Annotated in this window: 11 protein-coding genes and 1 tRNA gene; 1 reads left to right on the forward strand and 11 read right to left on the reverse strand. The window is 44.6% G+C overall.

Features of this window, described 5'->3' with window-relative positions; genetic code table 11:
- Nucleotides 1–5: 5 nt before the first annotated feature.
- The 10 genes from B9N78_RS00195 to B9N78_RS00240 all read right to left on the reverse strand — a co-directional run bounded on the left by B9N78_RS00195 (nucleotide 6) and on the right by B9N78_RS00240 (nucleotide 11299).
- Nucleotides 6–623, reverse strand: a complete 618-nt coding sequence (locus tag B9N78_RS00195) for a TetR family transcriptional regulator (RefSeq protein ID WP_085096605.1) — start codon at nucleotides 621–623, stop codon at nucleotides 6–8.
- Between the two features lie 202 nt (nucleotides 624–825).
- A complete protein-coding gene (pheT, locus tag B9N78_RS00200) occupies nucleotides 826–3225 on the reverse strand; it encodes a phenylalanine--tRNA ligase subunit beta (RefSeq protein ID WP_085096606.1) in 2400 nt (799 codons plus the stop codon).
- Nucleotides 3226–3371: 146 nt separating this feature from the next.
- Nucleotides 3372–4421 (reverse strand): phenylalanine--tRNA ligase subunit alpha, encoded by a 1050-nt coding sequence (pheS, locus tag B9N78_RS00205; protein ID WP_085096609.1) that lies wholly within the window; start codon nucleotides 4419–4421, stop codon nucleotides 3372–3374.
- 1 nt (nucleotide 4422) lies between these two features.
- A complete protein-coding gene (gene rplT / locus B9N78_RS00210; RefSeq protein ID WP_085096612.1) occupies nucleotides 4423–4776 on the reverse strand; it encodes a 50S ribosomal protein L20 in 354 nt (117 codons plus the stop codon).
- A gap of 69 nt (nucleotides 4777–4845) precedes the next feature.
- Nucleotides 4846–5043 (reverse strand): 50S ribosomal protein L35, encoded by a 198-nt coding sequence (rpmI, locus tag B9N78_RS00215; protein ID WP_085096615.1) that lies wholly within the window; start codon nucleotides 5041–5043, stop codon nucleotides 4846–4848.
- A gap of 51 nt (nucleotides 5044–5094) precedes the next feature.
- Nucleotides 5095–5643 (reverse strand): translation initiation factor IF-3, encoded by a 549-nt coding sequence (infC, locus tag B9N78_RS00220; RefSeq protein ID WP_085096618.1) that lies wholly within the window; start codon nucleotides 5641–5643, stop codon nucleotides 5095–5097.
- A complete protein-coding gene (gene thrS / locus B9N78_RS00225) occupies nucleotides 5633–7558 on the reverse strand; it encodes a threonine--tRNA ligase (RefSeq protein ID WP_085096621.1) in 1926 nt (641 codons plus the stop codon). The genes infC and thrS overlap by 11 nt, the downstream gene beginning before the upstream one ends.
- A gap of 245 nt (nucleotides 7559–7803) precedes the next feature.
- Nucleotides 7804–8529: an acyl-[acyl-carrier-protein] thioesterase gene (locus B9N78_RS00230; protein WP_085096624.1), complete on the reverse strand. Its 726-nt coding sequence runs from the start codon at nucleotides 8527–8529 to the stop codon at nucleotides 7804–7806.
- 7 nt (nucleotides 8530–8536) lie between these two features.
- Nucleotides 8537–10669 (reverse strand): squalene--hopene cyclase, encoded by a 2133-nt coding sequence (shc, locus tag B9N78_RS00235; RefSeq protein ID WP_085096626.1) that lies wholly within the window; start codon nucleotides 10667–10669, stop codon nucleotides 8537–8539.
- 21 nt (nucleotides 10670–10690) lie between these two features.
- Entirely contained in the window at nucleotides 10691–11299 is a 609-nt protein-coding gene (locus tag B9N78_RS00240; RefSeq protein WP_085096629.1) for a TetR/AcrR family transcriptional regulator, read from the reverse strand.
- Nucleotides 11300–11561: 262 nt separating this feature from the next.
- Here B9N78_RS00240 and B9N78_RS00245 point away from each other — a divergent pair.
- Nucleotides 11562–11638: transfer RNA gene (locus B9N78_RS00245), tRNA-Arg, on the forward strand.
- Between the two features lie 71 nt (nucleotides 11639–11709).
- On the opposite strand, the gene B9N78_RS00250 is transcribed toward B9N78_RS00245, so the two are convergent.
- Nucleotides 11710–12099 (reverse strand): hypothetical protein, encoded by a 390-nt coding sequence (locus B9N78_RS00250; protein ID WP_085096632.1) that lies wholly within the window; start codon nucleotides 12097–12099, stop codon nucleotides 11710–11712.
- Between the last annotated feature and the right edge of the window lie 29 nt (nucleotides 12100–12128).

Here is a 12128-nt window from a genome sequence, read left to right on the forward strand (position 1 = left end):
TAGTATTAATTTTCGCATATGCATGAGTGTAAAAACATGTTTATGAACGAATCAATTTCTTTATTGATATCAAGTTCGTTTTTAAAAAATAGGGAATACTGCGCCAGTCCGAAAAGGCTTGAGTAGTAAAAAGACGAGGCCACCGCAGGCTTTAAATCTTTGCGGAATGCTCCTTCCTTGATTCCATTCTCAAAAATCAGTTCAACTTTTTTAATAAATCTTAATTCTTCGTCTTTATATTTAAGTTTACAGGGCATCAGTTCTTCGGACCACTCAGTTTTATTGAAAATTATTTCAAAAGCTGTACGAAAGTTCTGATCTGAAGTTACATGGTGAAGCCATATTTTCATCAAAGTTACAAGAATCTCTTGAGGCGAGGATGTTTCCTCAAATTTTGAAAAAAGAATATTCCGAACGGGAAGAAACGCATGATCGAGAAGTTTTTCAAACAGATCGATTTTATTTTTGAAATGCCAGTATACTGCTCCGCGGGTTACTCCGGAATCCTCGGCAATATCCTGCAGGGTCGTTTTAGCATATCCTTTGGTGCTGAATACTTTAAAAGCAGATGCCAGCAGAGCTTGTCTGGTTTTTTCTGCTTCTTCTTTAGTTTTACGTGCCATAATTACTCTCGTTTGTATGTAAAATAAAATTCGCTATTGATATAATTATTACTAATTATTACAAATTTGAATGGTTTTGTCATCATGCAGAATATTGTAATAGCACTGAAGGGGTGTTAAGTTTCTTTACAGCTTTTTTTAACTAAAAATGCCCGTATGGAAAATTCCACACGGGCATTAATTTCAGATTTATGTTGTCGTCTTAGAAGCGGATAGGAAGAGTTGCTTCCAGCGCGGCAAGAACTTTTGCATGTTCTTTATCGACTTCTTTATCTTTAAGAGTCTTATTGGCATGACGGTAGGTCAGGCGGAAAGAAATATTGCGTTCTTTTTCCTGTCCTTCCGGGGTAAAGACTGTCACCAGCTCGATTGATTCAAGCAGTGGCAGTTTCAGTGCGTAAATTGTCTTCTTGATGGTTTCAGCATGCAAGGAGACAGGTGCTATTGCAGTTATATCTCTTCTTGATGGAGGAAATACAGGCAACTGCGCAAACTGAATTTTATGATTCATAACTTTTTCACGCAGGAGGTCGGCATTAAGGTCGGCCATCCAAATATCTTTTCTTGCGTGATATTTGTTTGCAATTTCCGGTTTGATCATACCCATGAATCCAACTTCGTCAGTGCCGCACTCAATCTTGATGCAAGGTTCAAGATATGTATGACCTTCGACAAGAGATACTTCCGGTTTCTCAAGCTTCAGTTCATTTAGAAGGTGTTCAACAAGACCTTTAACATCAAGGTAGTCCGCATCTCCGTGCTCATGAGGCCATTCGGCATCGTTTCGCTGACCGGTGAGCATAAAGCCTATTCTGGTCTGTTCAAAGGTATTTGTGGCTGAGGTTGTGTCTTCAACAAAATTTTTAGCAATTTCAAAAATTCTGATGTGAGTGTTACCCTGTGCCAAGTTGTGACGTACTGTGTTCAGCATTCCAGGAGCGAGCGCAGTACGCATAACGTTCTGATCTTCGCTGAGAGGATTTGCTATGTGAACACGTCCTTCAGTGGGCAGTCCTAGAAGATCAAGATCTTCATCACCTACAAAGCTGTAGTTGATAGCTTCGTGTAATCCTACGCCGCATCCCCAGTATTTGAGGCGACGGTAGAAACCGTATGGAGTATCGGCGGTAACTGCTGATTCAAAATTTTTGGAAATACGTGGAAGTACAGAAGGGATTTTATCCATTCCGAAGTAGCGTGCCACTTCTTCGTAAAGGTCGGCTTCACGTTCGAGATCGAGTCTGAATGAAGGAGTAGTGACTTTCCACGAGTTTGCGTCAGCGTCATTAACTTCCAGCCCCATAAGAGTGAAAGCGTTTTTGCTGAATTCCGGTTCAAGGGCAAGGCCGAGACGTGCATTGCAGCGAGCATGACGGTATGTGTGAGTACGAGTCTGCCAAGGAGCAGGTTCGTTTTTAGAAATACCTGAAATAACTTTTGCGCCGGAAAGTTCGCTCATAAGCTGAGCGGCTCTGTCCATGGCATAAGTATTAAGCTGCTGATCTACGCCGCGTTCAAATCTGTATGAAGCTTCAGAAGGCAGAGACAATCTGCGAGCAGTTTTGCGGATAAGGCCCGGTTTGAAAACTGCGCTTTCAAGAACAATGTTCTTGGATTCATCGCTGATTTCAGAATTCATGCCGCCCATAACTCCGGCAAGAGCAACTGGACGCTGTGCATCCCATATAAGCAGATCGGAATCTTTAAGTGTGCGTTCCTGTTCATCAAGAGTTGTGAACTTCATGTTGTCGGAAGCAAATCCGACTCTGATGGAATCACCTTTCAGCTGATCACGGTCAAATGCGTGCAAGGGCTGGCCAAGTTCAAAAAGAATATAGTTTGTAACATCGACAATGTTGCTGATAGGGCGGACCCCGACAGAAAGAAGACGGTAGCGCATCCAATCAGGGGACGGTTTGATTACAGCTCCTTCGAGAATTCTGGCCTGGTAAAGAGGGCAGATCTCAGGAGAATCAATGTTAATCTTCAGCATATCTGCTGCATTGCCGCCGGATTCAATAAGATTCAGTGTAGGCAGTGTCAGTGGTAAGTTAAAACCTAGGGCTGTTTCACGGGCAATTCCTAACATTGAAAGGCAGTCAGCTCTGTTAGGAGTAACGCCGAGATCAAGAATTGTTGTTTCAAGGTTCATAGCCTCAACAAAATTCTGACCGGGTTTCAATGTTTCAGGCAGGACCATGATGCCTTCATGGGCGTCAGAAAGCTTCAGCTCTCTTTCTGAGCAGATCATACCGAGTGATTTTACGCCGCGAAGCTTGGCCTTTTTAATCTTAAGGCCATCGGGCATAGTTGCACCGACTTTTGCTACGGGGACGTTTAGTCCTTTGGCAATATTAGGTGCTCCGCAAACGATGTCCAGCAGTTCGCTTTCGCCAACGTCTACTTTGCATATGGATAGCTTTTCTGCTTCCGGATGGCGTCCACATTCAACTACGTGTCCGACAACTATGGGAGCGATTGCTTCAAAGGGATTATAAATTTCTTCCAGCTCAAGACCGAGCATAGTCAGCCTGTCGCCAAGCTCCTGAATTTCGCCTTCGTAAGGTACGAAATCGCGTAGCCATTGCATGCTTAAAAGCATTGGGGGCCTCCGGCGGTCCGATTTTGCCTGATTAAGGTGTTCGGACCAGAAAACTTTTATGAATGTGTTCGTGAAAGGGGAACAGCCTTAAAAAATAATATTGCAGGGCAGAATAAATATCCTGCCCTGCAACCCCTTATCAAGGGTTAGGAAAACTGTTCTAAAAACCGGATATCGTTTTCAAAAAACATACGCAGATCGCCGATGCCGTATTTCAGCATAGCTACGCGTTCGATACCTAGCCCGAATGCGAAACCGGAATATTTCTCGGTGTCGTAGTCGACGGATTTCATGACGTTAGGGTCCATCATTCCACAACCCAGAATTTCCACCCAGCCGGTCTGTTTGCAGACTCGGCAAGGCTGTCCGTCTATATGTCCTTTGCCGCCGCACATAACGCAGGAAATATCTACTTCCGCGCTTGGTTCTGTGAACGGGAAGAAACTTGGACGGAAGCGAACTTCGGTTTTCGGTCCAAACAGCTGATGGACGAATGCGGTAAGTGTGCCTCTAAGGTCTGCCATACTGACATTCTCATCAATCAGAACGCCTTCGATCTGATGGAACATCGGTGTATGGGTAATGTCTGAATCCCGGCGGTATACTTTACCCGGTGCGATTACTGCGATTGGAGGAGTTTTTTCCTGCATTGAGCGAATCTGCAAAGGTGAGGTATGTGTACGCAGCAGAAAAGATTCTGAAATATACAGAGTATCCTGCATGTCCCTTGCGGGGTGATCAGGAGGCATATTCAAGGCTTCAAAGTTATACCAGTCGTTTTCGACTTCCGGACCTGTTACGACTTCAAAGCCGAGCCCTACAAAAACATCACAAATCTCATCCATCACCAGTGAAACAGGGTGGAGTGAGCCTTTGTGGGGAGTGCGGCCTGGCATTGTCGGGTCGAAACGGGATAAGCTCTCGGTTATGGCAGCTCTTTCAAGCTGGGACTGCCTTCCCTCGATCAGTTCTGTGAGAGCTGTCTTGACTTCGTTGGCTTTTTTTCCTGCGACAGGTTTATCTTCATTGGAAAGGGAGGGGAGGCCGGACATAATCTTGGCAAGGCGACCCTTGCGACCAAGATATTCAATCCTGAGTTCTTCCAGTTCAGATAAAGAAGAAGCCTGGTCCAAACGAGCTTCACACTCTGGGACCAGGCCTTCAAGTTCCTGTAACAGGGACTTTGCGTCCGACATTTTAGCTTACCTGAGCTCTAGCTGTCTCAGCGAGCTTGGCGAAAGCGACAGTGTCGCAAACGGCCAGGTCAGCCAGGATCTTACGGTTGAGTTCAATACCGGCCTTAGAAAGACCGTTAATGAAGCGGCTGTAAGACATGTCATTTAGACGGGCTGCAGCGTTAATACGCTGAATCCAAAGTTTACGCATTTCACGTTTGCGAACTTTACGTCCTACATAGGCCATGCAAAGTGAACGTTCTACACGTTCTCTGGCGGTGCGGTACAATGAGCTACCGGAACCACGAAAACCTTTGGCCATCTTCAAATATTTTTTGTGACGCTTATTAGCGGCAATACCACGTTTTACTCTCATCCGAAATCCTCCGAAGCCACCCGTATGCATCTAAGCACGGGCAGGAATACTATTAATTAAAAAAGAGCCTTAGGAATAAGGGAGCATGCGTTTGACTTGGCCTAAATTGGCTGAATCAACGAGTGCGCTCTGACCTAGTCTGCTCTTACGCTTTGCGCTTTTCTTTGTCAGAATATGACGAAGACCTTGCTTACGGCGTTTGAATTTTCCGCTACCAGTTTTAGTGAAACGCTTTGCAGCGCCTCTTCTAGTTTTCATTTTTGGCATTTCTATCCTCCTTCGGGATATAACCGACTACTTAGAGCGTCGGACAAAACCTTATTTTTTTATGGGAGCTAGCATCATGTTCATGGTACGTCCTTCAGATCTAGGGGCCTGGTCCATTTTGGCCAAATCCTTAGTATCTTCTTTGACGCGTTCCAAAACAATCAACCCTCTGTCCTTGTGGACGATTTCTCGTCCCCGGAAAAATATGGTGACCTTGCATCTGTCGCCGTCATCAAGGAAGCGACGAATATGCTTGAGCTTTGTCTGGTAATCGTGCTCATCGGTTTTTGGTCGAAACTTTACTTCCTTGATCTGGATGACAGTTTGCTTCTTTTTGGCTTCCTGCTTGCGCTTCTGCTGCTGATATTTGAACTTACCATAGTCCATAATCTTGCATACAGGTGGATCTTCCTTTTCTGCAACTTCTACCAAATCAAGTCCTCTGCTCATAGCTAGTTCAAGCGCATCAGTAGTTGAAATTACTCCCAACTGTTCGCCTTGATCATCGATAACTCTAACCTGAGGAACTCGAATACGTTCGTTTCGTCTGGCTCCGTCTTCCCTACGAAAGGGACGCCTGCCGTCTTTATTAAAAGCTATAGCTCATGCCTCCGCGTTTGAATGGTTCGTTGATGGCGGTCGAAATAAGCTCAGCCGCTTCATCAAGAGGCTTGAGTCCCGGGTCTTCCCCGTCGCGGGCCCTTACATTGACCGACTCCGCTGCGACTTCGTTGTCGCCGATTATCAACATGTACGGGACCTTCTCCAATTGAGCTTCCCGTACTTTGTAGCCCAATTTTTCGTTGCGTATATCAACCTCAGCACGAATGCCCTTTTCTTGCAAAAATCGCAAGACTTTTTCAGCGTATTCGTTCTGAGTGTCAGTAACAGTAAGAATTTTTGCCTGAACAGGAGATAACCAGGCGGGCAGCGCTCCACCTGTGTGTTCGAGCAGTACTCCAATGAACCTTTCAATGGAGCCGAGGATGACGCGATGCAGCATTACTGGTCTGTGTCGTTCACCGTCATCGCCCACATATACTAAGTCGAACCTGTCTGGCAAGGTAAAATCACACTGAATAGTAGCACACTGCCAGCGACGGTCAAGTGCATCTTTGATAATAATGTCGATTTTGGGGCCGTAAAAAGCTCCATCACCTTCATTAATAGAATACTCCATGCCCATGGTTTCTAGCGCATCTTTCAGTGCAAAAGTTGCTTTTTCCCAATCTGCTTCGGAACCGATAGCCTTTTCAGGCTTGGTGCTGATTTCAGCTTCATAGCTGAATCCGAAAAGATTCATTATATCACCGACGAATTTTGCTACGCCGATAATTTCATCTCTGAGTTGATCCTGACGGCAAAGAATATGTGCATCATCCTGAGTAAAGGAGCGCACTCTCATGAGACCGTGCAGAACACCTGATTTTTCGTGGCGGTGAACGACTCCAAGCTCAAAATAACGCTGTGGAAGGTCACGGTAGCTGCGAATTCTGGATTTAAATACCAGCATGTGAGACAGGCAGTTCATCGGTTTGATGCCGTATGCCTGATCATCAATCTCAGTAAAATACATATTTTCACGATAGTTATCATAATGTCCTGACCGTTCCCAAAGTTCTCTTTTGAGAATAAGCGGTCCCTGAACAAAGTTATAACCACGTTTCAGATGTTCTTTGCGTTCGAAGTCTTCAAGGATTGCTCTGACGAGAGCACCTTTTGGATGCCAGATGATCATGCCGGCGCCGACTTCATTGCTGATTGAAAAAAGATCCAGCTGAGTTCCGAGCTTGCGGTGGTCACGTTTCTTGGCTTCTTCAAGTCGATTAAGATGCTTTTTCAGCTCTTTGGCATCCGCAAAAGCGGTCCCGTAAATACGCTGAAGTTGAGCACGTTTTTCATCACCGCGCCAGTAAGCACCTGCTACAGACAGAAGCTTGAAAGCTTTAAGCATGCCTGTACGGGCAACGTGAGGTCCACGGCAAAGGTCACAGAAGTCGCCGTTTGTATAGATAGAAACTGTTTCAGCTCCGAGGTCGTCAATAAGTTCGACTTTGTAGGCTTCGCCCATTTTGTCAAATTTTTCTCTGGCTTCTGCGCTGGTAAGTTCCATTCGTGAAAATTCTTCGTTAGCACCTACGCGACTGAGCATTTCTGCTTCAATTGCTTCTAAGTCTTCAGGTGTAAAAGGACGTTCGTATTCGAAGTCGTAGTAAAAACCGTTAGCAATAGAAGGCCCGATGGTCACTTTTGCTGTCGGAAAAAGTTTTTTTACAGCTTCAGCCATAAGGTGAGCTGTGGAATGGCGGATTATTTCTAATCCTTCATCAGATGTTTCCATGACAGGTTCGAGCGTTGTGCAGTCCGCAGGAACGGTGGATGAAAGGTCAATGAATGTATCGCCGCATTTGGCAGCAACTGCACTCTTGAATTGTTTTTTCGACAGGGCTTCTTTAAGCACCTCGCCGACAATGGCGCCTTGCTCTACTTCAAGCTCATTTCCTGCTACTAGCATAACAACTCTCTCTCTAACGGAAGACGTTTTATATTGATCCCGTTTGGCGGGGACAAAATCTTAATTCTAAACCCAAAATGTTCTGCATTTTGCAACACACTGTTTTCATTGAGTTCAGTATAAGAAAAAGTAGAAATATTCTCTGTGTTAATCATAAATATTTCTATTTTATATTACATAGAAGGCAGTTTTTTTATCTAATAAAATCTTATAAGTCAAGCCGTAAGCGGTACATTATAAGGTTTTCATTGAACCTGAAGAGCAAACGAATTTTTATTATTTGATTCGTTATGGCCCAGTAATTCAAAACCTTGTGGAGTTTTTTCGCAATTCATAAGCCTGATTGTATTACCCTCAAACACTTCCGATAGAAAAGCTATGCGAATCGAGCTTATATCTTCCGGCACTGCTGCTTGCATTCTGAGCGCGTCCATGCCCCAGCGCAGGTATTCGGTATTATTTACGTGTCCGCTTGCATCCAGTGAACTGTAAGGGACACGGAAAGTTCTGATCTCATCTTCCGGTTTGCCGGGACGGATTCTTTTAATTTTTTCTGAAAATAGCGATTTTGTCTTCGGCAGCAGGTCTATCCCTAATGATTCTATGTTCAGCGGTTTTCCTGATTCAGAATCAAGCACCATCCATTCCGAGCTTGCACGGACAATTATGTTTCCGCTTTCATCACAGCCTTCAAATTCACGAAGAGCTCTTAATTTTTTAGCTCCCCGTGACCATGTGGTAAGAGAAAATATATCATTACGTTTAGGAAGTTCGCTAATTTCTATGCACATGGAAGTCAGTATCCAGAAACAGTTTTTGGCGTCTAACTGCTCAGCTCCGAATCCTTCACGATTGGCGTGCATGGTTGCAGCTTCCTGCAATCTCCACATCAGCCAATGATAGTGCATTCTATCGTTCGGTCCTGTTTCATATGCCGGGACCACAGAGCTTACATTCATGGTATCATTCATAATATGCCTACCACTTCTTACCCAGGTCCAGCGGAGAAGGGCGGCGCATCAGTATTTGCTGAGAATCTTCGCCTGCTGAAAACCTTTCGTACACGCCCAGTGCCCACATGGGGAAATACTGGCTGTATCCGTGGTAGCGAAGGTAGAATACTTTTGGAAATCCGGTTCCAGTGAAATATTTTTCATCCCAGCTTCCGTCTTTTTTCTGATTCTCTAACAGGTAACGGATACCTCTGCTTACGGCTTTGCTGTTTACTCTTTTTGCCGCCATCAACCCGAGTAAAGCCCATGCCGTCTGCGACGGAGTGGATTCTCCTTTTCCTGCGTAGTATTTATCATTATAGCTCAGGCATGATTCGCCCCAGCCACCATCTCTATTTTGATGATTTTCAAACCATTCAACAGCTTTGCAGACATATGAAGAGTTCATGTCTTCGCCGACCTGACGCAGTCCGCAGAGAACCGACCACGTTCCGTAAATATAGTTTACGCCCCAGCGACCGAACCATGATCCGTCGTCTTCCTGTTCTTTTTTAAGGAATTCAATTCCTTCTTTGATCGGGCGGAAACTTTTATTATACCCGATAACACCGAGTAATTCGATTACGCGGGCTGTAAGGTCTGACGTAGGAGGATCAAGCAATGCTCCATGATCCGCAAATGGAATATCATTTAAATATAAGGCGTCGTTATCAATATCAAAGGCCGCGTAGCCTCCGCCTGTGCATTGCATACCGATAAGCCAGTTTACAGCTTTGACGAAATTCTCGCGGTGTTCTTCCATTTCCAGAACGCCGGCACGGGCCATAGCCATGAGCACCATAGCAGTGTCATCAAGGTCTGGGTAGAAAGTGTTCTCAAACTGGAAAGCCCAGCCTGCACCTTGAAGGGTCGGTGCTTTGGAAGCCCAGTCCCCCTGAACAAATATCTGTTGCTCGAATAGCCAGTCGACAGCTTTTTTTACCAAGCCGCTGTCTTTGTCTTCTCCGGCTTCAAGTATTGCGGAAAGGGCCAAGCATGTATCCCAGATAGGGGAGTTGCAGGGCTGGCACATGCACTGTTCCATGTTTTCAGCAGTCCCTTTTTCCGCTGAAATATCCAGTTCCGGTGCTGCGGAAAGCTCACGCCCTCCGGTTACGACAGTGAATTCAGAAGGAGATTTTTCACTGACCTGAAATCTGTCTACTATAAGGTCATCAACCGCCTGCAAGCCTCGCGCGTAATCCGGGTCTGACTCGTCATAACCGGACAGGCTGAGAGCTGTGACTGCATTTGCCATAGCAGGGAAAATCGCACCGATTCCGCCGCGTCCGGCCATATGGTCACGGGTCCACTTTTCAGCGAAGTTAACCGCTTTTTTATGAATGGAGTCCGGTATCAGATGTATTGTCCTTTTCAGCACTCTATCCAATAGGATGAATAAATTTTTGCGAAGTGCTTTGTCTCTATACCTGTCTATATGAACCAGTTCTTCTTGCGGTTTACAGAAAAGTTCAGGAATAGACTCGTCCACGCGCAATGAGCAGACAGGTTTCTTTTCATAAATAAGCAGCAGCGGATAGATAACTGATCTTGACCAGTATGAAACCTTATCTAAATGGAAGAAAAACCATTTCGGCAACAGCACTATTTCAATAGGCATTGCTGGAGGGCAGTGCCACGGAATCTGGCCGAAAGTCGCAAGGCATATGCGTGTGAAAACATTTGCGGATTCTGCTCCGCCTTTTGCCAGAATTATCTGACGGGCACGCACCATGTGTTCATCATTTTTGTCATCGCCCAGTATTTTAAGAGCCATGTAGGCTTTAACTGATGCGCTGATATTTACAGGGCCGTCGTGGTCATGGAGAGGCCAGCCGCCGTCAGGCATCTGTTTGGAACGAATATAGTTGCCGAGTCTTTCAGCAACCTTCGGGTCCATTTCACGGTTTAAGAACCGCTGAAACATTATATATTCTGATGGAATAGTTACATCAGCTTCAAGAGCAAAAACCCAGTAGCCTTCAGGACTCTGTAGTGTGCGGAAGCGGCTGACAACCTTTTTGAGCGCATCTTTAGGCTGTAATAACGCTACAACTGAGTTGCTGTTTCTATCTTTTTTCTTGTTAGCGTTGGTTTTTGCAGTCTTTGTATTGTTCATTTAATAAATCCTTTTAATTCTTTAGACTATTGCGTCTACTGCTGAGTCGATGACTTGTTTTTTCAGTTTAGCAACTGGGCCCCACTCAAAGTGAGGATAGGTTACAAGCAGGGAAGTAAGCCCGTGCGCCGCTGCTATGACTGAATTTGATGTTACAAGAATATCTTCATCAGATGAGTTCGGCGGCATACATTTTTTTACGCATGATTTGATGCGTTCATACATGGTTTTGCCAAGTGGATTCTGCTCAAAATGTGAGTTGCCGGCATTCCACATGTCTGTTTCCATCATAAATCCGACTCTGTAAGCATTGGGGTTTTCAAGTCCCATGGTTACAAAAGTATATAAAATATCTTTTAAAGCACCTTTTGGAGATTTGGAGACAGAAAGAATTTCGTTAATTGCTTGCAGAAAGTCCCGATATGTTTCTTCTGTCAGGCAAAGAAATAATTCCTTCTTATCTTTGAAATGGTGATATATAGTAGTCGGCGAGTAACCGATGGTCGTCGCTAACTTGCGCATTGATACCTGCGCATAGCCGTGCTCGGCAAATAATTTGCGCGCAGCATCAAGTATCAGCATCTTTAATGGAAGCTGAGGGCTGTCTAATATTGTAGCTTGTGTAATCATGTAATTAATCTCCACCACTTAACAGTGTTAAGCTGTGGCTTTCTTTTGCATGAAAGTATACGACTGTCAACAAATTGTAACCTAAAGAATTACTTTTTTTATGCGAGAACTGCGTAAAAATTATGAGCTAATCAACGGAATTGAAGCTGTGCAGAGCATATTTGAATTATCAGCAGAAAAATCTTGCAATAGAAAACCGACTTGTATATATGTTCTCAGCTCAGGCGGGTAATTCATTATCCAGCTTGTTTTTATATAAAGTGGCCCCGTAGCTCAGTCGGATAGAGCACAAGATTCCTAATCTTGGTGTCACAAGTTCGATTCTTGTCGGGGTCACCAAGAATATTAAGGGTTTACGTCAATATTGATGTAAACCCTTTTCTGCGTTTTACGGGGTTGTTTTTGGGGGATTACCCAGCCACTTCCATATTCAGTATCTGGTTATCCTCGAATTCATATTCTGTAGATAGTTTCAGGCTGCGCCCGTTCTTTAGTTTCACCAGAAAGGTTTCCACATAATTCGATGAATCAGGAATTTCACTGGTTATTGAGATCGTTCTGGTCGCAGGGGAGTATATGATCTTCTGGAATCCTTTTCCTGTACTGATTTTGATTTCGTTGTCATTGGGGAGTACCTCTATGGTTTGGGATTCAGCTGCGGTTGTTACTGCTAACTCCAGAAACTGTTCTCTGATCGTGTTATGGATTACTTCTTCGATGGTTGTTGCTCCTGCGGTGATGGCTATAAGGATACAGCTCAAGACTAATGCTATTAGAATTATTGATTTTATGATTCTCATTTGATTTCTCCTGTGATGGTGACGTTCGG

Source organism: Desulfovibrio gilichinskyi, assembly GCF_900177375.1.
In the GTDB taxonomy this organism is placed as follows: domain Bacteria; phylum Desulfobacterota; class Desulfovibrionia; order Desulfovibrionales; family Desulfovibrionaceae; genus Maridesulfovibrio; species Maridesulfovibrio gilichinskyi.

What these genes read in the sequence shown, in the direction of transcription:
- B9N78_RS00195 (WP_085096605.1), bottom strand. Translation starts at nt 623, where the DNA reads ATGGCACGTAAAACTAAAGAAGAAGCAGAAAAAACCAGACAAGCTCTG.
- pheT (WP_085096606.1), bottom strand. Translation starts at nt 3,225, where the DNA reads ATGCTTTTAAGCATGCAATGGCTACGCGATTTCGTACCTTACGAAGGC.
- pheS (WP_085096609.1), bottom strand. Translation starts at nt 4,421, where the DNA reads ATGTCGGACGCAAAGTCCCTGTTACAGGAACTTGAAGGCCTGGTCCCA.
- rplT (WP_085096612.1), bottom strand. Translation starts at nt 4,776, where the DNA reads ATGAGAGTAAAACGTGGTATTGCCGCTAATAAGCGTCACAAAAAATAT.
- rpmI (WP_085096615.1), bottom strand. Translation starts at nt 5,043, where the DNA reads ATGCCAAAAATGAAAACTAGAAGAGGCGCTGCAAAGCGTTTCACTAAA.
- thrS (WP_085096621.1), bottom strand. Translation starts at nt 7,558, where the DNA reads ATGCTAGTAGCAGGAAATGAGCTTGAAGTAGAGCAAGGCGCCATTGTC.
- B9N78_RS00230 (WP_085096624.1), bottom strand. Translation starts at nt 8,529, where the DNA reads ATGAATGATACCATGAATGTAAGCTCTGTGGTCCCGGCATATGAAACA.
- shc (WP_085096626.1), bottom strand. Translation starts at nt 10,669, where the DNA reads ATGAACAATACAAAGACTGCAAAAACCAACGCTAACAAGAAAAAAGAT.
- B9N78_RS00240 (WP_085096629.1), bottom strand. Translation starts at nt 11,299, where the DNA reads ATGATTACACAAGCTACAATATTAGACAGCCCTCAGCTTCCATTAAAG.
- B9N78_RS00250 (WP_085096632.1), bottom strand. Translation starts at nt 12,099, where the DNA reads ATGAGAATCATAAAATCAATAATTCTAATAGCATTAGTCTTGAGCTGT.